The organism is Thauera sp. 28 (genome assembly GCF_000310145.2).
In the GTDB taxonomy this organism is placed as follows: domain Bacteria; phylum Pseudomonadota; class Gammaproteobacteria; order Burkholderiales; family Rhodocyclaceae; genus Thauera; species Thauera mechernichensis.
Map to the genome: position 1 here is coordinate 34,848 of NZ_AMXA01000012.1, position 25,795 is coordinate 60,642.

Below are 25,795 nucleotides of genomic sequence, written 5' to 3' on the forward strand. Positions count from 1 at the left end.
AGGTCGAGTGCGCTTACTGTTGGCCGTCCGACTTGGGCTGGATCACGGCACGCACCCGGCTGGATGGTGCGCCCGGCTGGCTGCCGGGGGCGTTGGTGACCAGGTAGTTCTCGGTGATGGCGTCGTATTCGATGTAGTGGCCGCTGACCTGATCGCCGCCGCTGGTGACGCGGGCGCGGTTGAACAGGCGCGCTTTCTCGCTGCGGCTGTCGTATTCGATGCGCTCGGCTTCGCCTTCGACGTACTGATCCGTAGTGCCTTCGCGGCGCTGACGGAAGGTGGCCAGGCGGTTGCCGGTGGCGGTGGCGACGCCGTTCTGGAAGCCCGCGGCGTCCTGGGTCACGACCAGCTTGTCGCCACGGATCGTCAGTGAGCCCTGCGACAGGATCACGTTGCCCTCGAACACGTGCACCTTGTTGCGGTCGTCCACCGTCAGGCGGTCGGCCTCGATATTGACCGGCTGCTCGCGGTCGGCCTTCTCGGCGATGGCAGGGGCGGAAAATGCGGCGAGCGCTGCCACCCCCAGGGTGGCCAGGCAACGGGTGAGGGATATGCGATGAGTGTGCTTCATGAGGAGGGTCCTTGGCGGCGAGGCATGTGGGTGCGGACCTCGCCGGTCAGTTCGAGCGTGCCGAACAGGTTGTCGGCGCGCATGCCCTGGGCGGTGGCCCGGCTGTCGCCGCGCATCAGGACCACCGGGGAGTCGGTCTGGGCGCGGTGGGCGTCGGGCCACACCGTCAGCGTTTCGGAGTCGAGTGCGAGTGGCAGGGCGTCCGCGGAGCCAGGACGGCGGACCTGCACCTTGCCTTCGAGATCGACGCGCTCGCCCCCTGGGGAGACGTCGCCGCGCGTGGCGCTGATGTGGGTGTCGCGTTGTGCGTCCTGCATGTGCAGGCGCGGTTCGTGGAGTCGGGTGATGTCGCTGCCAGGGAAGTGCTCGAGGCGCTCGGCGAGCAGTTCGTAGCGCTGCCGGCCGTCTTCACCGAACCCCACCAGGCGGGTGTGTTCGGCGACGAAGTCCGGACCGCCATGCTCGACCGCGGCAACCGGCTCTTCGATGCGGGTGATGCGCTCGAGCCAGAGCGAGGCGCCTGCCAGTGCGGCGAGGGCGAGAACCGGGTAGAGGCGCCAGGTGTCGATCACTCAGATCACCTTGGCGCGCATCAGGTCGTGAGTCGTGAGCGCGCCGACGAGACGGTTGTCGCCGTCGACCACCAGCAGCTGGCTGATGCGCAGGCGCTCCATGACCTCGGCGGCTTCGGCCGCCAGGGCCTGGGGGCCGATGTTGCGCGGATTGTGGCTCATCACCGCGGTCACGTGCGCGCTGCGCACGTCGCAGCCTTTCTCGAGCGCGCGGCGCAGGTCGCCATCAGTGAAGATGCCCTGCGGCCGATCGTCGCTGTCAACGATGGCGGTCATGCCCATGCCACCGGCTGTCATCGCCAGCAGGGCGCTGCTGAGCAGGGCGTCGGGGCGCACGCGCGGTACGGCGTCGGCGGGGCGCATCACGTCGGCGACGTGGGTGAGCAGGCGACGACCGAGTGCACCGCCCGGGTGCGAGCGTGCAAAGTCCTCCGCGGCGAAACCGCGCGCGTCGAGCAGGGCAACTGCGAGTGCATCGCCAAGTGCGAGTGCGGCGGTCGTGCTGGCGGTGGGGGCGAGGTTGAGCGGGCAGGCTTCCTCGGCGACGGCGGCGTCGAGGTGGACGTCGGCCTGTACCGCGAGCGGCGACTCCGGTCGTCCCGTCATCGAGATCAGGCGTGCGCCCTGGCGCTTGACCAGCGGCACGATGGTGAGCACCTCCTCGCTCGTCCCCGAGTTCGACAGGGCGATGACGACGTCTTCGGGGGTGATCATGCCGAGGTCGCCGTGTGCAGCTTCGGCGGCATGCACGAAGTAGGCGGGCGTGCCGGTGCTCGCGAGCGTAGCCGCGAGCTTGCGTGCGATGTGCCCGGACTTGCCGATACCGGTGACGATCACGCGCCCGTGGCGCTGGCGGATGATGTCGACGGCACGCTCGAAGTCTGCGCCGATGCGGTCGGCAAGGGCGGCGACTGCATCGGCCTCGATGCGCAATACCCGGCGGGCGAGGGCGACGGCGCGGCTGTCACCCGTTTCTGGAGTTGAGTCCATGCGGTCCATGCTTGAGACTGGCGGGGGCGGGGTGCGACGCGCATGGAATGTATCGCTGCGCGCAGCACCGTGTGCGAGCCCCCGATTGTATATCAAGCGCTACCCGTGCTCAGAGACTGGCGCAGACGGTGTGGCTGGCGCTGTCGTCGAGCGGATTGGTTGCCGAGATCGGCACCAGTGCGCCTTCGCCAGCCGTGCCGGCGCGCATTGATCCAGTTGCCGGGTTGCCATCGTCGAGCGCGATGTCGAGTTGGCGCACCAGCTTGCCGACGATTGCGTCCGAGCACACGACCATCGCGCCGGGGATGCCCAGCACGGTGCCGCCGCGCTGGACGCCGACCCTGCCGCCGACCGCATTGCGCGGCAGGAAGCCGGCATCGTCTGGGTCGGTGCTGCCGCTGGCGACGTTGGCGAGGCGCAAGTGCTGCCAGAAGCGCACGCTCTCGCTGCCGCTGCTGTCGTCCCAGTTGCCATCGATGACGCCGTTGCCGTTGCCGAGGGCTGTGCACTCGCTGCTGCTTGGGCACAGATGCATGCGTGCATTACGGTCGTCGCCGGGCAGGGCGCGGTACTTGTCCTGGTAGGCATGGACCATCGCGGGGATGCTGCGGAAATCCTGGCCGAGGTTCTTCACCTTGGCACTGTCGATCAGTTCCTGCCCCTTCATGACGCCGCCGAGCAGCAGGCTGACGACGAGCAGCACGATGGCGATCTCGACGAGGGTGAATCCGTCCTGTTTGGTGTTCATGGTGGTCTCCTTCGATGGTGGATGAAAAACACGGATATCCTTGCCCTACAGTCGTCCGCCCTGTGCCAGGCGGGCAATCAGCAACGGCCGGCCGAGCCAGGCGAGCAGGTCGTCGTAGTCGGGTGTGGGCGGGCCTGCCTGGTAAAGAGGGGCGGTTACGGTGTAGCTGGCGTTGAGGCCGTCGGCTCGCCGGTTGGGGCCGGTGGAGTAGACGATGGCGACGGCCTGCGAATCGGAGGTCGTGATGCGGCTGCCGTCGTGGCCGCGGATCTGAAGGTTGGCCGATGGCAGGGTGGCGGCGGTGATCGGGGCCTCGGCGAAGCGCGGGTCGACGCGGTAGTGCCAGTGCCCGCCCCAGTCGTCGCCCACCGCAGTGCGTAGTGAGCCCCACGCGTCGGTGGCGGGCACGGCCAGGCTGCGCCAGGGCAGGCGGCCTTCGCTTGCGAAGCTGCACGGCGCCGGGTCCTCGATGCCATAGAGCGGACTGGCGGGGTCGGTGGTGGTACTCGGGCAGGGCAGACGGCCGTGGATGAGTGCGAAGCCGATGAGGGCGTGCTGGATGTCGCCGAGGCGTTCGAGGCTGGCCTGGCGGTCGCGGGCGTCCATCCGGCTGCCCAGTGGCACCAGCAGGCCTGCACCGAGTACGGCGAGGATGACGAGGACCATGGCCAACTCCACGAGGGTGAAGCCGCGGCCTCGGGGGTGTCGCGCAAGGGCTCGCTTCGGCCTCTCGATAGCGCGGAGCGGGGGCGTCTGTGTCATGACAGGCAGCGGACGATGTCTTGCACTGCCGGTTGTCCGCGCTCGTGGGCCGCGAAGCGCTCGGCGCCCTCGAAGCGAGGAACGCCGGCCTTGAGGTGGAGCGCGTTCGTGCCCTCGAAGTACTGTGCGGGATCGGCGCGCTGGGCGGCGGTTGCGCGCAGTTGGCGGCCAGCGCCGTGACGGATGCGTTCGCCGGCGAACAGCAGCGCCGCGCGGCAGTGCCGGGTGGTGGCAGTGTCTGAGGAGGTGATCTCGATGCAGGCGTCGCTGTCGGTGCAGATGGCGACGCGGATCTGGTCGCGCCAATGGTCGATGCGCGCCCGCTCGGCCGCGGGCAGTCCCAGGTCGGCGGCGTTGGGCAGGACGCCGGAGCGCAGTGCGCCGACCTCCGTGTCGAAATGGCGGTGAGTGAAGTCAGGTTCGGCGAGGCGAGCATCGAGCGCGGAGGCGATGTCCGAGATGAGCGCGTCGATCCGTGCCGCGTGGTCGGCGCGTCGGCGCAGGGCGTCGAAGATGTCGTCGATGCCGATCCAGGCGATCAGGTCGGCGCCCGGCAGATTACCCCCCGAGAACACGTCGAGTGTGCCATCCACCGTGGCCGGATAGTCGCCATCGAGGTAGTGCGCGAGATCGGCGACGGCCGAGTCGCCGCCGGGGCAGGTGCGACCGCTCGCAGGTGCGCGCACTTGGCCGGCCATTGCGGGCCCTGGGGCGAAGACGATCGCGACGGCGCGCCCGTCCGGTCCGGCGGCGGCGATCCGGTGGCCGTCCGCGCCGTGCACGACGAACTGGCCCGGACTGTCCCAGTTCAGCATGAGCGCCTTGGGGTTGTGCTTGACGCTGCCGGCGACGGCGTACCACAGGCATTCCCCCCAGCCGTCGCGCAGGTCCGGGAGGCCGAGCGTCCGCCAGGGCAGGCGGCCGATCGCGCCCTGACCGCGGGCGCCGCAGGCGCCGATCGGTGTCGAGCCGGTGTTGCCGCTGTCCGGGCAGGGCAGGAATCCGTAGCCCTCGCCCGGGTGGCTCTCGTCATAGCTGACGGCGTAGCCGATGAGCGCTGCGCGCGCCTGGGCGAGAGCGATGACGCTGCGGGCGTGGGTGAGCATGGTGGCACGCGTGCGCAACTCACCAGCGCCGAGCAGGGCGCCCGCTCCCAGTACCAGCAAGAGCACGAGTGCTGCGAGCAGGGCCTGCCCACCGTGCGCTCGAGGTGGTGATGGATGTGCGCTCATTGTCGTGCGTCCTCGTCGGAGGTGTCGTGTGCGGTCGTGGCGGGGGCAGGCCAGAGGTCGCCGACGCGCAGCCGGGGGGCGCTGAGGCCGCTGGGAGCAAGCGCGGGTTCGTTGCCCGGCACCATCCTCAGGCCGGCCTGCGCAGGCTCGATGGGTTTGCCGTCGAGCCATATGGTGTGACGGCCGTCGGGGCGCCTGAGAACGCCGTCGATGCGTTTCGGCTCGGGCACTTGCACGCGTGCGGCGGGGGCTGGCGTGGGCGCGGCTGGCAGGGGGGGCTGCGGCGCGGCGGTTGCGACCGGCTCGGGTGGTGGGGCGAGGTCGTCGGGAGGCGCAGACGCGGCGTCGTGTGTCGGCTGCGCGGGCACAGCTTCGAGGGGGGACGGGCGTGCGCTGTGCTCGGCACCGGCACGCGCTGCAGCCTGGGCGTGCAGCCAGTATCCGGCGCCCAACGCCAGGCAGGCTGCGAGCAGCCCGCCACCGAGCAGGAGCCCGCCTGGGCGGCGTGGCGCCGACGCTGCGGCCCAGCCCAGGCGGGCGGGTGCCCGGCGCAGGGCGTGCAGCAGTAGCGGCGCGAGTTCGTCGGCTGTGGTCGGTGCATCCGTGTCGTCGCGCATCCGGTTGGGGCCGAGGCGCTCGGATGGAATGAAGGTGATTGACGGGTCATCTTCGGTGACGGCGGCCGTGGTGTGGAACTGCTCGGGGGTGCCGATGACGAGTGCGTCGAGTGCGTCTTTGCTGGCCACACGATGCTGGGCGCGCAGGTAGTTGCGTGTGCGTGCGAGTTCGTCCTGCCACGCTGCCGAATGGCCTACGATGCGCGAGAACAGCGCCTGGCCGTGCATGAGGAGGCTGATGCGCAGGCCGGCGCGCGTGCGGCCGAGCACCATCACCTGTGCTCGCGTACCGACGGCCCGGGCGTGGAGATGGGCCAGCAACTCCGCCGCGGGTACGATGCGTTCGACGCGACGGCCGGTTGCGCGCAGGGGGTCTATCCAGGCCTGCAGCGTTGCGGGTTGGTTGAGGCCGGAGAACAGCATGCGTTCGCGACCGGGCGTTGTCTGGCCGCTCGTGTCGTCGAGCCTGATGGCACGTGCGTAGGCGGGGTCTGGGAACCAGGCGGCCAGCCTGCGCGTGATCAGTGCGCGTCGATCGGCTCCGCGAACGCGCGGGATGTCCTCGCTCTCGTAGGCCTCATCGGCCAGGTCGACCAGAAGCCTGCATGGGGCGCGGGTGGGGCGCTCTTCCAGCCAGGCTCGGAATGCGGGCTGTGCAGTGCTGTCGAAGACGGCGACCCGGATGACTTCGTTTTCATGCACTTGCCATGCGTCGAGGCCGAGTTCATCGATGCGGAGCAGCAGTGGTGTGCGCATCGCGGATCAGACCGGCAGGCGGGTGATGATGTCGTAGATCGGCCCCAGCACTGCGCTGGCGATCCAGAGCAGCAGGCCACCCATCAACAGGGTGAGTGCGGGTTCGGCCACCGCCTGCAGGCGAGCCGTGCCCTCGCTGACGTCGCGCTGGTAAAGCTCGCCGAGCTTGTGGAGGGCGTTGTCGAGGCTGCCTGTCTGTTCGCCGAGGGCCAGCATGCGGGTGACCAGAGGCGGGAAGATGCCTGCGGCCTCGAAGGCGGTCGAGATGGGGCGGCCGCGCTCGATGGCGTCCCGCGCGCTGCGCAGGCCTTCGCGCAGGGCCAGGTTGCCGGTGGCGCCCTCACTCGCGCGCAGTGCGTCAATGACGTTGATCCCGGCGGTGTAGAGGGTTGCGAAGAGGCCGGCAAAGCGTGCAAGCGCGAGTTTGCGCAGGATGTCGCCGACTACGGGCAGGCGCAGGATGAGTGCGTCGGCGTGGGTGCGCAGCCTTGCCGAGAGGGCCAGCACCTGCCATGACGCACCCATGCCGGCACATAGCGCCAGCAGCGCGTAGCCGCCCCAGTCGCGCACCGCCTGTGACAGGCCGACGAGCAGCCGTGTCTGCAGCGGCAGTACTTGCCCACTGCTGCGCAGCAGCTTCTCCAGTTCGGGTACGACCTGGGTGAGGGCGACGACCACGGCCAGCAGCAGCACGCTGGCGACGATCGCCGGGTAGATCGCGATCCGGCGTGCGTGCGCGGCGAGCGCCTCGTCGCGCGCCAGGGCGCTGCCGATGTCGCGCACGGCCTCGGGCAGGCGCCCGGCTTCTTCGCCCGCGCGCAGCAGGCTGACGGCGACGGCCGAGAACGCGCCCGGCTGGCGGGCCGCCGCTTGCGACAGGGGGCAGCCGTTCTCGATGTCGTCGAGCAGCCCCGAAACCATATTCTTGACCCGGCTGTCGGGGTGTGAATCGCGCAGCACGGCGAGGCTCTCGAACGGGGGGACACCGGCACCAAGTAGCTGTTCGAGCTGGTAGCAGAAGGGGATCAGCTCGCGCCGCGGCAGGCGCCGCCGTGGCAGCATCATGCGGCAGGGCTCGCCGTTGATGAGTTGGAGCCCGCTTGCGTGCAGGCGCTGCTCGAGGTCGCGCAGGTCCGTGGCTTCCATGCGGCCGCGTTGACGCGTGCCGGAGAGGGTGAGCGCACGGTATCTGAAGAGGGTCATGCGCACGCCCCGCGCGCGGCCGCCTTGCCTGCCTGGCCCAGATCGACCACGCGCGCCAGTTCGTGAAGGGAGGTGGTGCCGTCGGCCACGCGGCGCAGACCGTCTTCGAGCAGGCTGCGATGCCCTGCCTCGCGCGCCGCGGCCTGGAGCATGCCGGGGCTGGCTTTGCGCGCAATGAGCTCGTCGAGCTCGGGCGTGAGATGCAGGATCTCGAAGATGGCGCGCCGCCCGCGATAGCCGCGGAAGTCGCAGGCCGGGCAGCCTGCGGCGCGGTACAGAGCGGGGGTGGCGGTGTCGGTGGCGAGGCCGAGCAGTGCGCGCTCGGCCCCGTCCGCGACATGGGCTGTGCGGCAGTGGGGGCACAGGCAGCGCACCAGGCGCTGGGAGAGGATGCCGGCGAGGTTGCCTGCGAGCAGTTCGGCGTTGAGTCCGATGTCCAGCAAGCGCGGCAGGGCGCCGAATACCGAGTTCGCATGCAGGGTGGCAAACACCTGGTGGCCGGTGAGTGCCGCGCGCAGGGCCATTGCGGCGGTGTCGGCGTCGCGGATCTCGCCGACCAGGATCACGTCGGGGTCCTGACGCAGCAGGGCGCGCACGCCGTCGGCAAAGCCCAGGCGGGCGGCATCGCCGATCTGCGTCTGGCGGATCATGGCGAGCGGATACTCGACCGGATCCTCCAGGGTCATGATGTTGACCGCCTCGGTGTTGAGGTGGTTGAGGATGGAGTAGAGCGTAGTGGTCTTGCCGCTCCCGGTTGGCCCGACAACGAGGGTGAGTCCGTCGGGGCGGCCGAGGATGCGCGCGAGCGTGGCCGCCTGGTCCTTGTCCAGGCCGAGCGCGGGAAGGGGGACGATGCCCTTGTCGCGGTCGAGAATGCGCAGCACGATGTTCTCGCCATGCAAGGTCGGCTGGGTGGCGACGCGGAAGTCGATGGCGCGGCCGCCGACGGCGACGCTGATGCGGCCGTCCTGGGGGCTGCGCGATTCGGCGATGTCCAGGCCGGCCATGACCTTCAGGCGCACGGCGAGCTCCGGCCAGCATGCCTTGTGGATTGCCCGTACCTGGCGCAGTGTGCCGTCGATGCGGTGGCGGATGCGCAGAAATGCGGGTTCGGGCTCGAAGTGGAGGTCGGATGCGCCGCGCGCGGCAGCGTCGGCGAGGAGCGCATCGACGAGGCGCACGACCAGCTGTCCGTCGCGCACCTCGGACGGTGTGCGCGATTCGAGCGCCCGCACAAGATCCTCGATCGAGCCTGCTTCACCGTAGTGGTGGTCGATTGCGCGGCCCAGCTCGGTGTCGCCGGCCAGCCGGAGTTCGATGTGCACGTCGGGGCCCAGCTCGCCACGCAGGCGGTCGAGGGCGACGATGTCATGCGCATCGGCCATGGCGACGATCAGGCGGTGGCGAGCGGCATCGTATTGCAGTGGAAGCAGGCGGTGGCGGCGGGCAAGTGCCTGCGGTACGCGAGCGACGGCGTCGGGGTCGGCGAGTGCAACCGAGAGATCCACGAAGGGCAGCCCGCTGCGTGTGGCGAGGGTCTCACGCAGGGCTGCCTCGCTGACGAAGCCCATGTCTACGAGCACCCGACCGAGCGGCTGGCGGCGCGCGGGCTGTTCGCGCAGGGCGATGCGCAGCTGATCCTCGCCGATGAGGCCGGCGGCGAGCAGGGTCTGGCCAATGGATTGGGGTGCGTTCATGGCGTGGTGATTGGCATCGCCGTGGCGGCTGGGGAAGCAGCCGGCAGCACTGTGGGGCGCAGCGGCATGGTGGGAAAGTTGCGCTGACCGGGCGAGGGGGCGCGGGTGAAGAAGTCGTCGGCGGGGAGGTGTGTGGCGTAACCGGCGTAGTCGCCGTGAATTCCGGGTTCGGAGATCAACAGCGGACGCAGGAAGATGAGCAACTCGGTGCGGCGCACTGCGTTGGCGCGGCGAGTGAATAGTTCGCCGACCACGGGTAGGTCGCCGAGCAAGGGGATACGGCCGGTATCGAGGTCGACGCGGTCTTCCATGAGGCCGCCGAGCACGGCGGTTTCGCCGCTGCGCAGGCGCAGCATGGACTCGATCTCGCGCGTGCGGATCTGCGGCACGCGATTTGGAATGCTGCGCAGCGAGGGGTTGGGGTCGTCCTTGAAGCCCGAGATGCCGGAGATGGTGGGGCGCACGTTGAGGGTGATCTCGCCGTTGGCACTGATCTGTGGCGTGACCGACATCACCATGCCGACCGAGACCGACTGCGGGGTGGTGGTTGCGGTGATGCGCGATTGTTGGCGGTCGTCATACTCGGTGGTCGTGCTGTCGACCAGGAAATACACCACTTCCTCGACCACCTTGAGCATGGCCGTCTGGTTGTTGAGCACAGAAAGGCGCGGGCTGGAAAGGACCTTCACCGTGCCGAAGGTCTCGAGCAGCTCGATCTGCACGTCTGCACTCGATGACAAGTAGCTGAGCGTGGGCAGTCCGCTTGCGGCATCGCCCGTGCCGCGCGGGCGCACGTTCCAGCCCGGCACGCCGATACGCGTCCAGTCGATGCCTTGGCGGTAGCCGTCCGCAAGCGTGACCTCGACGATGGTGGCTTCGATCATGACCTGTCGGCGCGCTGCTTGCTGGACCTGGTCCAGGAAGGCCTTCAGGTGTGCGTGCTGGCGTGCACTTGCACGTGCGGTGACGACGCCGCTCTCGCGGTTGACCATGACGTCGGCGCTGCACGGACCGGCGCTGTTGGTGCGGCAAGGACGGGGCGTGCCGCCAGCCTCCTCGAGGATTGCGCCCAGGCTGATCTCGAGCGAGTTCCAGAAGTCGTTGCTGGCGCGGGTCTCGATCTGGGTCACCGAGGTGTTCCCGGCGGTGTTGGCAGCGCCCTGCTGGTGGGCGCCCGTGGTGGCGATCTGCGTGCTGGTGGCGACCGAGCCGCGCATCTCGCGGCTGAGGTTTACGTAGTCGAGGGCGTAGCTGCGGATGAATGGGGTGTCGGGACGGACCGAGAGATGGCGACCGCGCAATTCGTAGCGGATCTCTGCCTGTGCCGCGATGCGTTCGAGCAGCAGACCGAGTGGCTGGCCGGCCGCATGGATGGTGACCCGGCCCTCGATGCCCGGGTGGAGGTCGAGTTCGAGCCCGGCGTCACGGCCGATCGCGAACAGCAGTTGGTGTACGGGCAGGTCGTTGACCGACAGGGAGTAGGTTTCGACAGGCTCGGGTGCTGCCGCGTCGATGCCGGGGGTGGAGGTGCCCGTCCAGCCCGTGGCGGGCGTCGGCTCATGCGTTGGCGCTGTTTCTTCGGCGGTCTGCGTTGCTGCAGGGGAGGTGGCGAGCGCAGCCGTACCCGTGGCGTGGAGGTGCCCCGGTGGCAGCCGGGCGGGGGCGAGTGGGGTGCATCCGGCGATCAGCGCGGAGACCATGGCCATGCCAGCGAGACGAGCAGGGGCGAAGGTGCATCGGGTCATGTCGTAATGCTAAATGCATTCGGTGCCAATTGGAATACGATATTGGGATAATTCGGGAACGCCTGCAGCCTTGGGTGGTCTGTTGCAAGTGCCTGCGGCAGAAGCGCTCTTTGTCTGGTCACGCTCTCGGTGCGGGGCCAGGCGATGGTGTTGCGTTGCAGCACCATCGCCGCTCAGTCGCGGACCGCTCTGATACAATGCGAAGCTTTTTTCAGTCCCGTCTACCTCTCGTGTCCCTTCCCCCCGAGCCCTCCGCCCCGCTGGTTTCGCTGCGCGACGTGCGTTTCGCCTATGGCGAGCGTCAGGTCCTGCGCGGCATCGATCTGAGCGTGCACCGCGGCCAGGTGGTGGCCATCATGGGGGGCAGCGGTTGTGGCAAGACCACGCTGCTGCGACTGATCGGCGGGCAGCTGCGCGCTTCGTCGGGTGCGGTCGAGGTCGAAGGGCGCAACATGGCGAGCCTCTCGGGTGCGGAGCTTTATGCGCTGCGCCGGCGCATGGGCATGCTGTTCCAGTTCGGTGCGTTGTTCACCGACATGAGCGTGTTCGACAACGTCGCTTTTCCGATGCGCGAGCACACCAGCCTGCCCGCAGGCATGATCCGCGACCTGGTGATGATGAAGCTGCAGGCCGTTGGGCTGCGCGGCGCGGCGACACTCAGCCCGGGCGAGCTTTCGGGCGGCATGGCACGTCGCGTGGCGCTGGCGCGGGCGGTGGCGCTCGATCCGATGCTGATTCTGTATGACGAGCCCTTCGCCGGCCTCGACCCGATCTCGCTGGGCATCATCGGCCAGCTGATACGGCGGCTCAATGACGCGCTCGGAGCAAGCTCCGTGATGGTTACCCACGACGTGCATGAGTCGCTCGAGATCGTGGACTACATCTACTTCGTCTCCGACGGCCGCATCGTCGCGCGCGGAACGCCGGATGAGATTCGTGCTTCCAGCGACCCCTTCGTGCACCAGTTCGTCAATGCCGAGGCCGACGGTCCGGTGCCTTTCCATTACCCGGCGCCACCGATCGACAGCCTGCTCGGCGGGAGGGGCGTATGAACGGCATGTTCGCTGCGCTGGCCAGCGGCCTGCGCCACATCGGCGCGCTCACCATCGGCGGTATCTGGCGGCTCGGTTTTGCGGCCCGCTTCCTGCTCGCCGTGTTGCTCGCCTCCGGACAGTCGATCCGGCGACTCCATCTCACGATCCGCGAGCTCTACTTCAGCGGCGTACTGTCGCTGCTGATCATCGCGGTGTCGGGATTTTTCGTTGGCCTGGTGCTGGGGCTGCAGGGCTACGACATCCTGCAGCGCTTCGGCTCGGCCGATGCGGTCGGGGTGATGGTGGCGCTGTCGCTGTTGCGCGAGCTGGGGCCGGTCATCGCCGGCCTGCTGTTCGCGAGCCGGGCAGGTTCGGCAATCGCCGCCGAGATCGGCCTGATGAAGACCACCGAGCAGCTCAAGGCGATGGACATGATGGCGGTAGACCCGATCGCCCGTGTGGTGGCGCCACGGTTCTGGGGCGGCGTGCTGTCGATGCCGCTGCTCGCGGCCCTGTTCTCGGCAATGGGCATCTTCGGCGGCTGGTTGATCACCGTCGTGGTGATCGGCGTCGACGACGGCGCCTTCTGGTCGCAGATGCAGGCGACCGTCGAGTTTCGCTATGACGTGGTCAATGGTGTGATCAAGTCCTTCGTGTTCGGCGCGGTGGTGTCTTTGATCGCGGTGTTCGAGGGGTACGACTGCCAGCCCACGGCCGAGGGCGTCTCGCGGGCGATCACCCGTACCGTGGTGACCTCCGCGCTCGCCATCCTGGCGCTGGACTTTGTCCTCACTTCCTTCATGTTCCGGGGGCTATGATGAGCCGTACGACGCTCGACTTGTGGGTCGGCATTTTCGTGGCGCTGGGCTTTGCAGCGCTGATCTTTCTGGCGATGCGGGTGGCGAATTTTTCCGGTTTCGATGCCTCCACGGCCTATCGCGTAGAGGCGCCCTTCGACAACATCGGCGGGCTCAAGGTGCGCGCGCCGGTCAAGAGTTCGGGCGTGCTCGTCGGGCGGGTTGCAAGTATCCGCTTCGATACCGAGATCTATCGCGCCGTCGTGGTGCTCGAACTCGATGCGCGCTACCCTTTTCCTGCCGACACCACGGCCTCGATCCTGACCTCCGGCCTGCTTGGCGAGCAGTATGTGGGCCTGGAGGCTGGGGCCGACATCGACATGCTCAAGGACGGCGATCGCGTCCTGATCACCCAGTCGGCCGTCGTGCTCGAGAAGCTCATCGGTCAGTTCCTCTTCGACCGCGCGGCCGATGCGCCGGCGCAGTAAGCAAACATCGTTCGGGAGAAAACAACAATGCGTACCAGACCCGTTCCCGGCCAGCGTGGCCTTGCCGTGCTTGCCGCGTCCATCGTGCTGACGACTGGCTGTGCGACCACCGCCAATCCCGACGATCCGCTCGAGGGTTACAACCGCGCGATGTTCGCCTTCAACGAGCAGGTCGACAAGGTGGTGGTCAAGCCCGCGGCCGAGGTCTATCAAGCGGTCTTGCCGCGTCCAGTGCGCACCGGCGTCGGCAACGTGCTGGGTAACCTCGCCGACCCCTGGATCGGGCTCAACAACCTGTTGCAGGGCAAGGTGGCAGAGGCGATGAGTGACTTCATGCGGTTCGCCTTCAACTCTACCTGGGGGCTGTTCGGTCTGCTCGATATCGCCAGCGAGGCCGGCCTCGCCAAGCACGATGAGGATTTGGGCCAGACGCTTGGCCGCTGGGGGGTGGGCGAGGGCGCTTACGTCGTGCTGCCCTTCTTCGGGCCGCGCACCGTGCGTGACACTGTGGCCATGCCGGCTGACATGATGGGCAACATGCCGCTGCGCATGGATCACGTGCCGACGCGCAACACGGTGCGCGCCACGCAGATCGTGCATCAGCGCTCCACCCTGCTCGGCACCGAGCGCACCCTGGATGAAAAGGCGGTCGACCGCTATGCCTTCGTGCGCGACTTCTATCTCCAGCAACGCCGTTACAAAGTCAGTGATGGACAGGTGGAGCGGGTGTACGAAGATTTCGATGAGCAGTCGGCGGTGCCGCTTGGTGATGAGGTCGACACCGCCGCAGCGGCCGCGGTCGAGCGCCTCGAGTTCGCCGAGCTCGATGCGCCGGCCTTGTCCTCAACCGATATCCGATAAAGCAAGCACATGAACAAGTTCATCACCCTCGTCTGTTTCCTCTTCGCTGGATTGCTGCCGGGCGTGGCCGCGGCGGCGGAGCCCAAGGCCCCCGATGTGCTCATCCGCGACGTCACCAACGAAGTCCTCGAGATCGTGCGCACCGATGTCGCGTTGCGCTCGGGTGACATCCGACGCGTGGTCGAACTGGCCGAGGCGCTCGTGCTGCCGCACTTCGACTTCCGTCGCATGACCATGCTCGCCGTGGGGCGCGATTGGCGTGACGCTTCGCCCGAGCAGCAGGCGCGCCTGATCGAGGGCTTCCGTACCCTGCTCGTGCGTACCTATGCCAATGCCTTCACCCAGTACCGTGACGAGCGTGTGGTGTTCCCGCCGTCGCGCTTTGCAGCGGCCGATACCCGCGTGCAGATTCGCACCGAGGTCGTGCGTCCGGGTGCGCAGCCGATCGGTATCGATTACATGCTCGAGAAGGGCGAGCAGGGCTGGAAGGTGTTCGACGTCGTCGTCGCCGGCGTCAGCCTGGTGACCAATTACCGCAGCAGCTTCAGCCAGGAGGTCCGCAGCGGTGGCATCGACGGCCTGATCCGCGCGCTCGAATCTCGCAACAACGCGCTCGCCACCGAGCAGGGCCTGGCGCCCGCGGGCGCGGGAGCTGCCTCGTGAGTGGAGAGGCGGCGGTGCGCGTGTTCGCACCCGTTGGTGAGCTGACCATGCAGTCGGCGCCCGCGCAGCTCGAGGAGGGGCGGCGGCTGGCGGCGGCGGGCGACCTCGTCGTCGATTTCTCTGCCGTCACCGCGGCCGATTCGTCAGCGCTCGCCTTGCTGCTCGAGTGGATGCGCTGCGCGCGGGCGGAGGGGTATGCGCTCTCGGTTCGTGGTCTGCCTGCCGGGCTGGCCAGTCTGTCACGGTTGTACGACATCGATGCATTGCTGCCTGTAGAGGGTAGCGCTTGAGCCTGCCTGCGATTCGCATCAGCGGCGTTGCCAAGCGCTACGGCACGCTTCAGGCCTTGGGTGGCGTTGACCTCGAGATCGGGCAGGGCGAGTTTTTCGGCCTGCTCGGGCCCAACGGTGCCGGGAAGACGACGCTGATCTCTGCGCTGTCCGGCCTGGTGCGCCCCGATGCGGGTAGCCTGGAGATCATGGGGCACGATGTGGTGGCCGATTACCGCAATGCTCGCCGCAACCTGGGTGTGGTGCCGCAGGAACTGGTTTTCGATCCATTCTTTTCGGTGCGTGAGCTGCTGCGCATGCAGTCGGGCTATTTCGGCATCCGCAACAACGACGACTGGATCGACGAAATCCTCGCCAGTCTGGACCTCAGCCATAAGGCGCAGGCCAACATGCGCGCGCTGTCAGGCGGCATGAAGCGACGTGTGCTGGTGGCGCAGGCCCTGGTGCACCGGCCGCCGGTGATCGTGCTCGATGAACCGACCGCGGGCGTCGACGTCGAGCTGCGCCAGGGGTTGTGGCAGTTCATCCGCAAGCTCAACCGCGACGGCCACACCATTGTCCTCACCACGCACTACCTCGAAGAGGCAGAGACCCTGTGCGGGCGCATTGCGATGCTCAAGGCGGGCAAGGTGGTGGCACTCGATACCACCGGAAATCTGTTGCGGCGTTTTGCCACGCATAGCCTGCGTGTGCGGGTCGATCAGCCCGGTGCGGCACTTGCTGCCGGGGGGCGAACGGACGCAGAGGGTTGGATCGTATTCGAGTTCGACGCCTACGCCGAGGTCGAGGGGCTGCTTGCACGCCTGCGCGAGGAGGGCGCCGGCGTGCGCGAGCTGCAGCTCGGCGAGCCTGATCTCGAGCGCGTCTTCGTTGAGGTAATGAATCGTGCCTGATGTCGAGCCTCGCGCCGTGCGTGCGCGCATCGAGCCGATGGTGGCCGAGTCGCCGCTTACCGGTTTCCGCACCCTGCTGTACAAGGAAACGCTGCGCTTCTGGAAAGTCAGCTTCCAGACCGTGGCCGCACCGGTGCTCAATGCGCTGCTGTTCCTGCTCATCTTCTCGCATGTGCTCGACCGCCATGTGACCGTGTATGGCGACGTCGCCTACACCAGCTTCCTGGTGCCCGGGCTGGTGATGATGTCGGTGCTGCAGAACGCCTTCGCCAACAGCTCGTCGTCGCTGATCCAGAGCAAGATCACCGGCAACATCATCTTCGTACTGCTGCCGCCGCTGTCCTATCGCGAGTTCTTTGCCGCTTACGTGATCGCCTCCATCCTGCGCGGGCTGATGGTCGGCGCCGGGGTCTTGCTGGTGGCAACGCCCTTCGTCGAACTGCCGATGGCTCACCCTTTGTGGGTGCTCGGCTTTGCCGTGCTGGGTGGCGCGATCCTCGGATCGTTCGGCGTGATCGCTGGCATCTGGGCCGACAAGTTCGACCAGCTCGCCGCATTCCAGAACTTCCTGATCATGCCGCTGACGATGCTGTCGGGCGTGTTCTACTCCATTCATTCGCTGCCGCAGTTCTGGCAGGACGTGTCGCATTTCAACCCGTTCTTCTTCATGATCGACGGGTTCCGCTATGGGTTTTTCGGTCAATCGGACACTTCGCCCTGGCTTTCGCTCGGCGTGGTGAGCACCTGTTTCGTCGTACTCGCGGCGCTAACCCTGGCGATGCTGGCCAGGGGGTACAAGCTGCGTTCGTAAAGGATTCAAGACATGTTTGAAGCAAGCGAAGTCAAGCGCCTGATCGAGCAGGGGTTGCCCTGCGAGTTGGTCGTCATCGAGGGTGAGGATGGCGTGCATTTCCGCGGCATCGTGGTGAGCGCCGCCTTCGAGGGCAAGCCCAAGGTGCGCCAGCACCAGGCCGTCTATGCAACCCTGGGCCGATTGATGGGCAACGAGATCCACGCCCTGCAACTGCAGACCTTCACGCCCGCGCAGTGGGAAGAGGGTCGCGGCGAACTGGGGATGTGATCGCTTCATGGACAAGCTGTTGATCGAAGGCGGCGCCCGCCTGTCGGGCGAGATCGCTGTTTCCGGCGCCAAGAACGCCGCGCTGCCCATCCTGTGTACCGCGCTGCTGACTGCGGAGCCGGTGACCTATACCAATGTGCCGCAGCTCAAGGATATCGGCACCTTGCTCGCACTGCTTGCGCAGATGGGGGTGAAGGTCGAGCGCGCGGGTGACACCGTCACGCTCGACGCCTCGGGGCTCGACAACCCGGTTGCGCCTTATGACATGGTCAAGACCATGCGCGCATCCATCCTCGTGCTGGGGCCCCTGGTGGCACGCTGCGGCGAGGCGCGGGTGTCGCTGCCGGGGGGGTGTGCGATCGGCGCCCGTCCGGTTGACCAGCATATCAAGGGCCTGCAGGCGATGGGTGCCGAGGTTCGGGTCGAGCATGGCTATGTGCATGCGACCGTGCCGCGCCTCAAGGGTGCGCGTCTGTTCACCGACATGGTGACGGTGACCGGGACGGAGAACCTCATGATGGCGGCCGTGCTCGCCGATGGCGTCACCGTCATCGAGAATGCCGCGCGCGAACCCGAGGTTCTCGATCTGGCCAACTGCCTGGTGGCGATGGGTGCGCAGATCTCCGGCGCGGGCAGCGACGTCATCCGCATTCGCGGCGTCGAGCGCCTGCATGGTGCGACCCATCGCATCATGCCTGACCGTATCGAGACCGGCACCTATCTGTGCGCGGCCGCGGCCACCGGCGGTTCGGTGCGGCTCACCGGGACCTCGTCGTGCTACCTCGACGCGGTCATCGACAAGCTCATGGATGCCGGCTGCGAGGTTGTGTCCGAGCGTGACGCGATCCGCCTGTCGGCGCCGTCAAGGCTCAACGCGGTGAGTCTGCGTACTGCACCCTATCCGGCCTTTCCGACCGACATGCAGGCGCAGTTCATGGCCATCAACTGCGTGGCCAATGGTGTGGCGATGATCCGCGAGACCATCTTCGAGAACCGCTTCATGCATGCGGTCGAGTTGCAGCGCCTGGGGGCCGATATCCGTATCGACGGCAATACCGCGGTGGTGCAAGGGGTGGCGAAGCTCGAGGGGGCGACGGTGATGGCGACCGACCTGCGTGCCTCGGCCTCGTTGGTCGTGGCCGGCCTGGTGGCGGAAGGCGAAACCACGATCGAGCGCATCTACCATCTCGACCGCGGCTACGAGCGCCTTGAGGAGAAGCTCGCTGCGCTGGGGGCGAAGGTCAGGCGCTTGGGCTGATCCGCGCGCCAAGGCAGCTCTGCTTGCGCGCCCTTGGACCTGGATCAATGGTCTGTGGGCGCTGCGGTCGAAGCTCGCACGGTCGAAGTTCGCGCGGTCAGAGTTCGCGCGGTCAGAGTTCGCGCGGTCAGAGTTCGTATTCGCCGTTCGCCTCGGGCTGCCACGTAACCTCGAGTACCTTGAGGTGCAGCGCCTTGCCGTCGGGTGTGATCCAGTCGATCGACTGCCCGGCGGACAGACCGAGGAGTGCGCTGCCAGCGGGCGAGAAGATCGATACGCGCTGTGCCTCGGCGTTGGCGTCCTTGGGGTAGGCGAGCGTCAGTTCGTACTCACGGCCCGTGCCTTCCTCGCGGAAACGGGCGCGGCTGTTCATGGTGATGACGTCGGCCGGCATGTCCTGCGGTTCGCGCACGTCGGCACGCTCGAGCTCCGCGCGCAGGCCGTCCAGGTCGCTGCGGCTGCGGAAGGCGGGGAGGGTAAGCAGGCCCTCGAGGCGTTCGAGGTCGTTGCTGGAGACGATGATCGACGGTTTCATGGTACGGGCTTCCTGCAAGCGGGGTTCGCCGGCCATACGGCTGTAATGGAGGCGAAGCAAAAGAAAAGGCCGAACCGCCACTTGCGGTTCAGCCAGTCGAGGCAGAGGTTAACAGATGCGGCGCCGGGTTACAATGCGCACTCGACCAGACCAAGGCTTTTCACGTGTCCAGCATCACGCTCGCCCTGTCCAAGGGGCGCATCTTCGAAGAAACCCTGCCGCTGCTCGCTGCAGCCGGCATCGTACCAACCGACAATCCGGAGTCTTCGCGCAAGCTCATCATCGGTACCAACCGGCCCGACGTGCGCCTGGTCATCGTGCGCGCGACCGACACGCCGACCTACGTCCAGTATGGTGCAGCCGACCTCGGTATCGCGGGCAAGGACGTGCTCATCGAGCATGGCGGTGCAGGACTCTACCAGCCGCTGGATCTCAATATCGCCAGGTGCCGCCTGTGCGTTGCGGTACAAAAGGGCTTCGACTATGCGGCGGCCACGCGTCCAGGAGGGCGCATCCGCGTTGCCACCAAGTACATCAATGCCGCCAAGGCGCACTTTGCCGGCAAGGGCATGCATGTTGACCTGATCAAGCTCTACGGTTCGATGGAGCTTGCGCCCCTGGTCGGGCTGGCCGATGCCATCGTCGATCTGGTGTCGACTGGCGGCACGCTGCGTGCCAACAATCTGGAAGAGGTCGAGGACATCATGCCGATCAGCTCGCGCCTGATCGTCAATCAGGCCTCGCTGAAACTCAAGCGCGATCTGCTGCAGCCGGTACTCGAAGCGTTTTCCGGCGCGATCAAACCGTAAGGACTGTTTCATGAGCCAGACGCCCATCCGCCGCCTCGATGCGCGCGAGCCCGAATTCCTGTCCACGCTCGATGCCCTGCTCGCTTTCGAATCCGAGGCCGACGAGCGCATCGATGCCGCGGTGACCGAGATCCTGCGCGCGGTGCGCGCTACCGGCGACGCTGCGGTGGTGGAGTACACCCGACGCTTCGATAGCCTGGATGTGCATTCGATGGGGGCGCTGGAGTTGCCGCGGACGGAGTTGCATGCGGCCCTGGACAGTCTGGCGTCCGCGCAGCGCGAGGCGCTCACCATCGCCGCCGATCGCGTGCGCATCTACCACGAGCGCCAGAAGGGCGAATCCTGGGAGTTTGCCGAAGCCGATGGCACTCGCCTGGGACAGAAGGTGACACCGCTCGATCGCGTTGGTCTTTATGTGCCGGGTGGGCGTGCGTCCTACCCGAGCTCGGTGCTGATGAACGCGATCCCGGCCAAGGTGGCTGGCGTCGGCGAGCTGATCATGGTGGTGCCCACGCCGCGTGGCGAGAAAAACCCGCTGGTGCTGGCTGCTGCGGCCATTACCGGCGTGGATCGTGTCTTCACCATCGGCGGCGCGCAGGCAGTGGCGGCGTTGGCCTATGGCACGCAGACCATCCCGCAGGTGGACAAGATCGTCGGTCCGGGAAACGCCTATGTGGCCGAGGCCAAGCGTCGGGTGTTCGGTACCGTCGGCATCGACATGGTCGCAGGGCCCTCGGAAGTGCTGATCATCTCGGATGGCTCGGGGCATGCGGACTGGGTGGCGATGGATCTCTTCGCCCAGGCTGAACATGATGAGCTTGCGCAGTCCATCTTGCTGTGCACCGATGTGGCCTTCATTGACGCGGTGCATGAAGCGATCGATCGGCTGCTGCCGACCATGCCGCGCCGCGATACGATCGCCAAGTCGCTGGCCAATCGTGGTGCACTCATTCACGTTGATAGCCTGGAGCAGGCCTGCGCCATCGCCAACCGGATCGCGCCCGAGCATCTCGAGCTGTCGATGGATAACGCCGAGGTCTGGATCGACCGCATCCGTCATGCTGGCGCGATTTTCGTCGGCCATTGGGCGGTGGAGGCGCTGGGTGACTACTGCGCCGGCCCCAATCATGTGCTGCCGACCATGCGGAGTGCGCGCTTCTCGTCGCCGCTCGGCACCTACGACTTCCAGAAGCGCACCAGCATCGTGAATATCTCGCAGGCCGGGGCGCAGCACCTGGGCAAGGTCGCGTCCATTCTTGCTCATGGCGAAGGCCTGCAGGCGCATGCGCGCTCGGCGGAGATGCGGCTGAAGGTTTGACCCCGGCGGCGGCTCCAGGCCGCCGGCCTGGTTCAGGGCCGCTTCAGCGGCCGAGAATGTCCCTCAGCGCGTCGACCAGAATACCGCACTGTTCGTCCGTGCCGATCGTGATGCGCATGAACTGATCGATGCGCGCAGCCTTGAAGTGGCGCACGATGATTGCGCGCTTGCGTAGCTCCGCGGTCAGCTCGGCGCCGTCGCGACCGGGATGGCGGGCGAAGATGAAGTTCGCCGCTGATGGCAGCACCTCGAAGCCCAGTGCCTGCATGCTGGCCACCAGCTTCTCGCGAGTTGCGATCACCTTGGCGCAACTGTCCTGGAAGTGGGCCTCGTCCGCTACCGATGCCACTGCGCCCGCCGTCGCCAGGCGGTCGAGCGGGTAGGAGTTGAAACTGTCCTTGACCCGCTCCAGGCCCTCGATCAGGTCGACATGGCCTACGGCGTAGCCGACGCGCAGGCCTGCCAGAGAGCGGCTCTTGGAGAAGGTGTGGGTGACGAGCAGGTTGGGGTGGCGGTCGATCAGCGTGATCGCGCTCTCGCCGCCGAAGTCCACATAGGCTTCGTCCACGACCACCACGACGTCCGGGTTGCCGGCGACGATGCGCTCGACGTCGACGAGTGCGAGCGGCATGCCGGTGGGTGCATTGGGGTTGGGGAATATGATTGCTCCCGGACGCTCGTCGCCCTGGGGCAGGTAGTCCTCGACTCGGATCGAGAAATCGTCAGCAAGCGGGATGGTGCGTTGTGCGATGCCATACAGCCCGCAATACACCGGATAGAAGCTGTAGGTGATATCCGGGAACCACAGCGCGCGCTCGTGCTTGAGCAGCGCCATGAAAGCGTGTGCCAGCACTTCGTCCGAGCCGTTGCCGACGAAGATCTGTTGCGGCTGCACGCCATGACGACGGCCGAGCGCCGACTTGAGCGCATCGCTGTTGGGGTCGGGGTAGAGGCGCAGGCCGTCGCCGGTCGCCGCGCGGATCGCCTCCAGCGCCCTGGGTGAGGGGCCGTAGGGATGCTCATTGGTGTTGAGCTTGACCAGGTTGTCGAGCTTGGGCTGTTCGCCCGGAACGTAGGGGGTCAGGCCGTGGACGACGGCGCTCCAGAAGCGGCTCATGCGGATTGGGCTCGGTGCAGGCGGCAAGCCTGTTGGATCTGCGGGCGGATTGGGCTGCGTCTGGCTGCGTCTGCCATAGCCAGGCGCCATCACGGCGATGGATTGTGCATTGCAGCCAAGTTGTCGGGCGATGTTATCATGCTCCGAACCTTACATTCTCCAGCCTCCAGTCAGTCATGCGGCAAGCCGAAGTCACTCGCAATACACTCGAAACGAAGATCACCGTGCGCATCGACCTCGATGGCAGCGGCAAGGGTAAGCTCGACACCGGCGTGCCCTTCTTCGATCACATGCTCGACCAGATCGTGCGCCATGGCCTGATCGATCTCGACATCCATTGCGAAGGCGATACCCATATCGACGACCACCACACCGTCGAGGATGTCGGTATCACGCTCGGCCAGGCCTTTGCCAAGGCGCTGGGTGACAAGAAGGGGTTGCGTCGCTACGGGCACGCCTACGTGCCGTTGGATGAGGCCTTGTCGCGCGTGGTGGTGGATTTCTCCGGGCGCCCGGGGCTGCACTACTTCGTCGAGTACACCCGTGCCCGCATCGGCAACTTCGATGTGGATCTGGCGCGCGAGTTCTTCCAGGGCTTCGTCAATCATGCCGGGGTCACGGTGCACATCGACAACCTGCGTGGCGACAACGCCCACCATCAGTGCGAGACCGTGTTCAAGGCCTTTGCGCGTGCCCTGCGCATGGCAGCCGAGCACGACGAGCGTGCCGCCGGCACCATTCCCTCGACCAAGGGCGCGCTCTGAGTCGCTTTCGCATCGCTTCGCGGCCCACGGCAGCGGCCGCCCACCCGTTCAACTGCGAGTCAAACCGATGACCATCGTGGCCATCCTCGATTACGGCATGGGTAATCTGCGCTCCGTCGCCAAGGCGATCGAGCATGTGGCGCCCGGCCATGAAGTCTTCGTTACGTCCGATCCCGCGCGCGTCGCTGCTGCAGAGCGCGTCGTCTTTCCCGGTCAGGGAGCCATGCCCGATTGCATGCGTGAATTGGATGCCCGCGGTTTGCGTCCCGCGGTGATGCAGGCTGCTGCCAGCAAGCCCTTCCTGGGGATCTGCATCGGCCAGCAGATGTTGTTCGATCACAGCGCGGAAGGCGACGTCCCTGGGCTCGGCATTCTGCGCGGCGAGGTCGTCCGCTTTCCCGATGCGGCCATGCAGGGGGCGGACGGCTTGCGCCTGAAGGTTCCGCACATGGGCTGGAACGAGGTCTGGCAGCGCCAGCCGCACCCGATGTGGGACGGCATTCCCGATGGTGAGCGCTTCTATTTCGTGCACAGCTATTTCGTTGCGCCGGCCGATGACGACATCGTTGCTGCCCAGACCGATTACGGCCTTCGCTTTACCAGTGCGGTAGCGCGGGCTAATATCTTCGCCGCCCAGTTCCACCCGGAAAAGAGCGCCGCAGCGGGCTTGCGCCTGCTCGCCAATTTCATCCGCTGGCAGCCCTGAGCGCCGGATCCGACCCACTTTCAGTCACACTATATCTCCCGGTATGCTGCTCATTCCCGCCATCGACCTCAAGGACGGTCACTGCGTGCGCCTGAAGCAAGGCGAAATGGACGACGCCACGGTCTTCTCCGAAGATCCGGGCGCCATGGCGCGCCACTGGCTCGACGCCGGTGCCCGTCGTCTGCACCTGGTGGACCTCAACGGCGCCTTTGCCGGCAAGCCCAAGAACGGCGCTGCGATTCGTGCGATCACCGACGTGGTCGGCGAAGACATTCCCGTGCAGCTCGGGGGTGGGATTCGTGATCTCGATACCATCGAGCACTACCTCGACAACGGCATCAGCTACGTCATCATCGGCACTGCCGCGGTCAAGAATCCCGGTTTTCTGCACGACGCCTGCAGTGCCTTTCCAGGGCACATCATCGTCGGTCTGGATGCCAAGGACGGCAAGGTGGCGGTCGACGGCTGGTCCAAGCTCACGGGGCACGACGTCGTCGATCTGGCGAAGAAGTTCGAGGACTACGGTGTCGAGTCGGTGATCTACACCGACATCGGCCGCGACGGCATGCTGTCGGGCGTCAATATCGAGGCCACCGTGCGGTTGGCACGTGCGCTGCGCATACCGGTCATCGCCAGCGGCGGCATCACCGACATGCGCGACATCGATGCGCTGTGTGCGGTCGAGGAGGAAGGCATCCTCGGCGCCATTACCGGGCGGGCGATCTACGAAGGCACGCTCGACTTCGCTGCCGCCCAGGCGCGTGCAGACGAGCTCAACGGTGTGACCGAATGATTCTTCCGAGCGAGCGCAGCTGATGTTGGCCAAGCGCATCATTCCCTGCCTGGACGTGAAGTCCGGGCGTGTGGTCAAGGGCGTAAATTTCGTTGAGCTGCGCGATGCAGGCGATCCTGTCGAGATCGCCCGCCGCTACGACGAGCAAGGCGCGGACGAGATCACCTTCCTCGACATCACGGCCAGTTCCGACGATCGCGACATCATTCTCCACGTCGTCGAGCAGGTCGCAGAGCAGGTGTTCATTCCGCTCACTGTCGGCGGCGGTGTACGTGTGGTCGAGGACGTGCGTCGCTTGCTCAATGCCGGTGCCGACAAGGTGAGCATGAACACTGCGGCCGTCAACAACCCCCAGCTCGTGCACGACGCTTCGAGCAAGGTGGGCAGCCAGTGCATCGTGGTCGCAATCGACGCCAAGCAGACGGCGCCGGGCAGATGGGAAGTGTTCACCCATGGCGGGCGCAACAACACCGGGCTGGACGCCATCGAATGGGCGCGCAAGGTCGAGGCCCTGGGGGCGGGTGAGATCCTGCTCACCAGCATGGACCGCGATGGCACCAAGAGCGGCTTCGATCTGGCCTTGACACGGGCAGTGTCCGATGCGGTCCGCATTCCGGTGATCGCCAGCGGAGGCGTCGGCAGTCTCGAGCACCTTGCCGAGGGCGTTTCCGAGGGGCGTGCGGATGCGGTGCTGGCGGCGAGCATCTTCCATTTCGGACAGCACACCGTGCGCGAGGCCAAGGAATTGATGCGTGCGCGAGGTATCGAGGTGAGACTGTGAGTGAGCACACGCGCTGGTTGAACGAGGTGCAGTGGGATGAGCATGGCCTGGTGCCGGTGATCGCCCAGGAGGCCGCAACGGGCGACGTGCTGATGTTCGCCTGGATGAACCGCGAAGCGCTGCAGCGTACCGCGGAGACCGGCGAAGCCATCTACTGGTCACGTTCGCGCCGTAAGCTGTGGCACAAGGGGGAAGAGTCCGGGCATGTGCAGAAGGTGCTCGACATCCGCATCGATTGCGACAACGACGTCGTGTTGTTGAAGATCGAGCAGGTTGGCGGGATCGCTTGCCATACCGGCCGGCACAGCTGCTTCTTCCAGAAGTATTTCGCAGATGGCCGCTGGGAGGCTGTCGAACCGGTTTTGAAAGACCCGCAGGAGATCTACAAATGATCGATATCGAAGTGCTGCATCGTGTGTCCGACACCCTGGCCGCGCGCAAGAAGGCCGATCCTGACTCCTCCTACGTCTCCAGCCTGTACCAGAAAGGGACGGATGCGATCTGCAAGAAAGTTGCCGAGGAGGCTGCAGAGACCATCATGGCGGCCAAGGACAAGGACATGCTGCACCTTGTTTGGGAAGTGACCGACCTGTGGTTCCACTCCATGGTCCTGCTTGCCCACAACGGCCTGTCCGTGGACGACGTGCTCGCCGAGTTCCGTCGTCGCGAGGGCGTGTCCGGCATCGACGAGAAGAAGTCGCGGACGGCTTGAGG

At 66.6% G+C, this 25,795-nt stretch carries 30 protein-coding genes; 18 read left to right on the forward strand and 12 right to left on the reverse strand.

Features of this window, described 5'->3' with window-relative positions; genetic code table 11:
* Nucleotides 1-13: 13 nt before the first annotated feature.
* The 10 genes from lptA to C662_RS10475 form a co-directional block, all read right to left on the reverse strand.
* Nucleotides 14-571 (reverse strand): lipopolysaccharide transport periplasmic protein LptA, encoded by a 558-nt coding sequence (gene lptA / locus C662_RS10430; RefSeq protein ID WP_002928481.1) that lies wholly within the window; start codon nucleotides 569-571, stop codon nucleotides 14-16.
* Nucleotides 568-1,143: an LPS export ABC transporter periplasmic protein LptC gene (lptC, locus tag C662_RS10435; RefSeq protein WP_002928484.1), complete on the reverse strand. Its 576-nt coding sequence runs from the start codon at nucleotides 1,141-1,143 to the stop codon at nucleotides 568-570. The genes lptA and lptC overlap by 4 nt, the downstream gene beginning before the upstream one ends.
* On the reverse strand, nucleotides 1,144-2,133 hold the full coding sequence (locus tag C662_RS10440) for a KpsF/GutQ family sugar-phosphate isomerase (protein WP_002928486.1): 990 nt from the start codon (nucleotides 2,131-2,133) through the stop codon (nucleotides 1,144-1,146). It abuts the gene before it with no gap.
* A 109-nt stretch (nucleotides 2,134-2,242) separates the two neighbouring features.
* On the reverse strand, nucleotides 2,243-2,881 hold the full coding sequence (locus C662_RS10445) for a prepilin-type N-terminal cleavage/methylation domain-containing protein (protein WP_002928487.1): 639 nt from the start codon (nucleotides 2,879-2,881) through the stop codon (nucleotides 2,243-2,245).
* Between the two features lie 45 nt (nucleotides 2,882-2,926).
* The gene (locus C662_RS10450) at nucleotides 2,927-3,652 is read right to left on the reverse strand and encodes a type II secretion system protein (RefSeq protein WP_083485755.1); all 726 of its coding nucleotides are present in this window, start codon (nucleotides 3,650-3,652) and stop codon (nucleotides 2,927-2,929) included.
* The gene (locus C662_RS10455; protein WP_002928489.1) at nucleotides 3,640-4,875 is read right to left on the reverse strand and encodes a hypothetical protein; all 1,236 of its coding nucleotides are present in this window, start codon (nucleotides 4,873-4,875) and stop codon (nucleotides 3,640-3,642) included. The genes C662_RS10450 and C662_RS10455 overlap by 13 nt, the downstream gene beginning before the upstream one ends.
* Entirely contained in the window at nucleotides 4,872-6,248 is a 1,377-nt protein-coding gene (locus C662_RS10460; RefSeq protein ID WP_002928490.1) for a hypothetical protein, read from the reverse strand. Before C662_RS10460 ends, C662_RS10455 begins: the two co-directional genes overlap by 4 nt.
* 6 nt (nucleotides 6,249-6,254) lie before the next feature.
* A complete protein-coding gene (locus tag C662_RS10465; protein WP_002928493.1) occupies nucleotides 6,255-7,451 on the reverse strand; it encodes a type II secretion system F family protein in 1,197 nt (398 codons plus the stop codon).
* On the reverse strand, nucleotides 7,448-9,148 hold the full coding sequence (locus tag C662_RS10470) for a GspE/PulE family protein (RefSeq protein ID WP_002928497.1): 1,701 nt from the start codon (nucleotides 9,146-9,148) through the stop codon (nucleotides 7,448-7,450). Before C662_RS10470 ends, C662_RS10465 begins: the two co-directional genes overlap by 4 nt.
* Complete coding sequence (locus C662_RS10475; protein ID WP_002928499.1) at nucleotides 9,145-10,893, reverse strand: type II secretion system protein GspD; 1,749 nt, start codon at nucleotides 10,891-10,893, stop codon at nucleotides 9,145-9,147. The genes C662_RS10470 and C662_RS10475 overlap by 4 nt, the downstream gene beginning before the upstream one ends.
* A gap of 197 nt (nucleotides 10,894-11,090) precedes the next feature.
* Here C662_RS10475 and C662_RS10480 point away from each other — a divergent pair, with 197 nt between their 5' ends.
* The 10 genes from C662_RS10480 to murA are packed head-to-tail and all read left to right on the forward strand — an operon-like array spanning nucleotide 11,091 to nucleotide 18,258.
* Nucleotides 11,091-11,945: an ABC transporter ATP-binding protein gene (locus tag C662_RS10480; RefSeq protein ID WP_198291892.1), complete on the forward strand. Its 855-nt coding sequence runs from the start codon at nucleotides 11,091-11,093 to the stop codon at nucleotides 11,943-11,945.
* Nucleotides 11,946-11,950: 5 nt separating this feature from the next.
* Nucleotides 11,951-12,745, forward strand: a complete 795-nt coding sequence (mlaE, locus tag C662_RS10485; RefSeq protein WP_386040592.1) for a lipid asymmetry maintenance ABC transporter permease subunit MlaE — start codon at nucleotides 11,951-11,953, stop codon at nucleotides 12,743-12,745.
* Nucleotides 12,745-13,212 carry an outer membrane lipid asymmetry maintenance protein MlaD gene (gene mlaD, locus C662_RS10490; RefSeq protein WP_002928504.1) on the forward strand — a complete coding sequence of 156 codons (468 nt, stop codon included), beginning with the start codon at nucleotides 12,745-12,747 and terminating at the stop codon, nucleotides 13,210-13,212. Before mlaE ends, mlaD begins: the two co-directional genes overlap by 1 nt.
* A gap of 27 nt (nucleotides 13,213-13,239) precedes the next feature.
* Nucleotides 13,240-14,073 (forward strand): MlaA family lipoprotein, encoded by an 834-nt coding sequence (locus C662_RS10495; RefSeq protein ID WP_002928508.1) that lies wholly within the window; start codon nucleotides 13,240-13,242, stop codon nucleotides 14,071-14,073.
* Between the two features lie 9 nt (nucleotides 14,074-14,082).
* Nucleotides 14,083-14,736, forward strand: a complete 654-nt coding sequence (locus C662_RS10500; RefSeq protein WP_002928510.1) for an MlaC/ttg2D family ABC transporter substrate-binding protein — start codon at nucleotides 14,083-14,085, stop codon at nucleotides 14,734-14,736.
* Between the two features lie 14 nt (nucleotides 14,737-14,750).
* Nucleotides 14,751-15,026 (forward strand): STAS domain-containing protein, encoded by a 276-nt coding sequence (locus C662_RS10505; protein ID WP_002928513.1) that lies wholly within the window; start codon nucleotides 14,751-14,753, stop codon nucleotides 15,024-15,026.
* Nucleotides 15,023-15,919, forward strand: coding sequence for an ABC transporter ATP-binding protein (locus C662_RS10510; protein ID WP_002928516.1), 897 nt, complete (start codon nucleotides 15,023-15,025; stop codon nucleotides 15,917-15,919). Before C662_RS10505 ends, C662_RS10510 begins: the two co-directional genes overlap by 4 nt.
* Nucleotides 15,920-15,956: 37 nt before the next feature.
* Entirely contained in the window at nucleotides 15,957-16,730 is a 774-nt protein-coding gene (locus tag C662_RS10515) for an ABC transporter permease (protein ID WP_198291802.1), read from the forward strand.
* Nucleotides 16,731-16,742: 12 nt separating this feature from the next.
* Nucleotides 16,743-17,000 (forward strand): BolA family protein, encoded by a 258-nt coding sequence (locus tag C662_RS10520; protein WP_002928523.1) that lies wholly within the window; start codon nucleotides 16,743-16,745, stop codon nucleotides 16,998-17,000.
* Between the two features lie 7 nt (nucleotides 17,001-17,007).
* Nucleotides 17,008-18,258, forward strand: a complete 1,251-nt coding sequence (gene murA, locus C662_RS10525; RefSeq protein WP_002928528.1) for a UDP-N-acetylglucosamine 1-carboxyvinyltransferase — start codon at nucleotides 17,008-17,010, stop codon at nucleotides 18,256-18,258.
* Between the two features lie 127 nt (nucleotides 18,259-18,385).
* Here murA and rnk read toward each other — a convergent pair whose 3' ends face one another.
* Nucleotides 18,386-18,793 carry a nucleoside diphosphate kinase regulator gene (gene rnk / locus C662_RS10530; protein WP_002928531.1) on the reverse strand — a complete coding sequence of 136 codons (408 nt, stop codon included), beginning with the start codon at nucleotides 18,791-18,793 and terminating at the stop codon, nucleotides 18,386-18,388.
* Between the two features lie 164 nt (nucleotides 18,794-18,957).
* Between rnk and hisG the strand changes: the two genes are divergently transcribed.
* Together hisG and hisD are read left to right on the forward strand one after the other, a co-directional pair.
* A complete protein-coding gene (gene hisG, locus C662_RS10535; protein WP_002928533.1) occupies nucleotides 18,958-19,602 on the forward strand; it encodes an ATP phosphoribosyltransferase in 645 nt (214 codons plus the stop codon).
* 10 nt (nucleotides 19,603-19,612) lie between these two features.
* On the forward strand, nucleotides 19,613-20,920 hold the full coding sequence (gene hisD / locus C662_RS10540) for a histidinol dehydrogenase (RefSeq protein ID WP_002928535.1): 1,308 nt from the start codon (nucleotides 19,613-19,615) through the stop codon (nucleotides 20,918-20,920).
* Between the two features lie 43 nt (nucleotides 20,921-20,963).
* On the opposite strand, the gene hisC is transcribed toward hisD, so the two are convergent.
* A complete protein-coding gene (gene hisC / locus C662_RS10545; protein ID WP_002928540.1) occupies nucleotides 20,964-22,037 on the reverse strand; it encodes a histidinol-phosphate transaminase in 1,074 nt (357 codons plus the stop codon).
* Nucleotides 22,038-22,213: 176 nt separating this feature from the next.
* Between hisC and hisB the strand changes: the two genes are divergently transcribed.
* The 6 genes from hisB (at nucleotide 22,214) to C662_RS10575 (ending at nucleotide 25,793) form a co-directional block, all read left to right on the forward strand.
* Nucleotides 22,214-22,801, forward strand: coding sequence for an imidazoleglycerol-phosphate dehydratase HisB (hisB, locus tag C662_RS10550; protein ID WP_002928543.1), 588 nt, complete (start codon nucleotides 22,214-22,216; stop codon nucleotides 22,799-22,801).
* A gap of 67 nt (nucleotides 22,802-22,868) precedes the next feature.
* Entirely contained in the window at nucleotides 22,869-23,507 is a 639-nt protein-coding gene (gene hisH / locus C662_RS10555; RefSeq protein WP_002928544.1) for an imidazole glycerol phosphate synthase subunit HisH, read from the forward strand.
* 43 nt (nucleotides 23,508-23,550) lie between these two features.
* Nucleotides 23,551-24,300 (forward strand): 1-(5-phosphoribosyl)-5-[(5-phosphoribosylamino)methylideneamino]imidazole-4-carboxamide isomerase, encoded by a 750-nt coding sequence (gene hisA / locus C662_RS10560; RefSeq protein WP_002928550.1) that lies wholly within the window; start codon nucleotides 23,551-23,553, stop codon nucleotides 24,298-24,300.
* A gap of 22 nt (nucleotides 24,301-24,322) precedes the next feature.
* Nucleotides 24,323-25,081, forward strand: coding sequence for an imidazole glycerol phosphate synthase subunit HisF (hisF, locus tag C662_RS10565; protein WP_002928554.1), 759 nt, complete (start codon nucleotides 24,323-24,325; stop codon nucleotides 25,079-25,081).
* Nucleotides 25,078-25,473 (forward strand): phosphoribosyl-AMP cyclohydrolase, encoded by a 396-nt coding sequence (gene hisI, locus C662_RS10570; protein WP_002928556.1) that lies wholly within the window; start codon nucleotides 25,078-25,080, stop codon nucleotides 25,471-25,473. Before hisF ends, hisI begins: the two co-directional genes overlap by 4 nt.
* The gene (locus C662_RS10575) at nucleotides 25,470-25,793 is read left to right on the forward strand and encodes a phosphoribosyl-ATP diphosphatase (RefSeq protein ID WP_002928557.1); all 324 of its coding nucleotides are present in this window, start codon (nucleotides 25,470-25,472) and stop codon (nucleotides 25,791-25,793) included. Before hisI ends, C662_RS10575 begins: the two co-directional genes overlap by 4 nt.
* Nucleotides 25,794-25,795 lie beyond the last annotated feature (2 nt).

Coding starts and splice junctions, on each gene's coding strand:
- lptA (WP_002928481.1), bottom strand. CDS start 571: ATGAAGCACACTCATCGCATATCCCTCACCCGTTGCCTGGCCACCCTG.
- C662_RS10440 (WP_002928486.1), bottom strand. CDS start 2,133: ATGGACTCAACTCCAGAAACGGGTGACAGCCGCGCCGTCGCCCTCGCC.
- C662_RS10445 (WP_002928487.1), bottom strand. CDS start 2,881: ATGAACACCAAACAGGACGGATTCACCCTCGTCGAGATCGCCATCGTG.
- C662_RS10455 (WP_002928489.1), bottom strand. CDS start 4,875: ATGAGCGCACATCCATCACCACCTCGAGCGCACGGTGGGCAGGCCCTG.
- C662_RS10460 (WP_002928490.1), bottom strand. CDS start 6,248: ATGCGCACACCACTGCTGCTCCGCATCGATGAACTCGGCCTCGACGCA.
- C662_RS10465 (WP_002928493.1), bottom strand. CDS start 7,451: ATGACCCTCTTCAGATACCGTGCGCTCACCCTCTCCGGCACGCGTCAA.
- C662_RS10470 (WP_002928497.1), bottom strand. CDS start 9,148: ATGAACGCACCCCAATCCATTGGCCAGACCCTGCTCGCCGCCGGCCTC.
- C662_RS10475 (WP_002928499.1), bottom strand. CDS start 10,893: ATGACCCGATGCACCTTCGCCCCTGCTCGTCTCGCTGGCATGGCCATG.
- C662_RS10480 (WP_198291892.1), top strand. CDS start 11,091: ATGCGAAGCTTTTTTCAGTCCCGTCTACCTCTCGTGTCCCTTCCCCCC.
- mlaE (WP_386040592.1), top strand. CDS start 11,951: ATGTTCGCTGCGCTGGCCAGCGGCCTGCGCCACATCGGCGCGCTCACC.
- mlaD (WP_002928504.1), top strand. CDS start 12,745: ATGAGCCGTACGACGCTCGACTTGTGGGTCGGCATTTTCGTGGCGCTG.
- C662_RS10495 (WP_002928508.1), top strand. CDS start 13,240: ATGCGTACCAGACCCGTTCCCGGCCAGCGTGGCCTTGCCGTGCTTGCC.
- C662_RS10500 (WP_002928510.1), top strand. CDS start 14,083: ATGAACAAGTTCATCACCCTCGTCTGTTTCCTCTTCGCTGGATTGCTG.
- C662_RS10515 (WP_198291802.1), top strand. CDS start 15,957: ATGGTGGCCGAGTCGCCGCTTACCGGTTTCCGCACCCTGCTGTACAAG.
- C662_RS10520 (WP_002928523.1), top strand. CDS start 16,743: ATGTTTGAAGCAAGCGAAGTCAAGCGCCTGATCGAGCAGGGGTTGCCC.
- murA (WP_002928528.1), top strand. CDS start 17,008: ATGGACAAGCTGTTGATCGAAGGCGGCGCCCGCCTGTCGGGCGAGATC.
- rnk (WP_002928531.1), bottom strand. CDS start 18,793: ATGAAACCGTCGATCATCGTCTCCAGCAACGACCTCGAACGCCTCGAG.
- hisD (WP_002928535.1), top strand. CDS start 19,613: ATGAGCCAGACGCCCATCCGCCGCCTCGATGCGCGCGAGCCCGAATTC.
- hisC (WP_002928540.1), bottom strand. CDS start 22,037: ATGAGCCGCTTCTGGAGCGCCGTCGTCCACGGCCTGACCCCCTACGTT.
- hisB (WP_002928543.1), top strand. CDS start 22,214: ATGCGGCAAGCCGAAGTCACTCGCAATACACTCGAAACGAAGATCACC.
- hisH (WP_002928544.1), top strand. CDS start 22,869: ATGACCATCGTGGCCATCCTCGATTACGGCATGGGTAATCTGCGCTCC.
- hisA (WP_002928550.1), top strand. CDS start 23,551: ATGCTGCTCATTCCCGCCATCGACCTCAAGGACGGTCACTGCGTGCGC.
- hisF (WP_002928554.1), top strand. CDS start 24,323: ATGTTGGCCAAGCGCATCATTCCCTGCCTGGACGTGAAGTCCGGGCGT.
- C662_RS10575 (WP_002928557.1), top strand. CDS start 25,470: ATGATCGATATCGAAGTGCTGCATCGTGTGTCCGACACCCTGGCCGCG.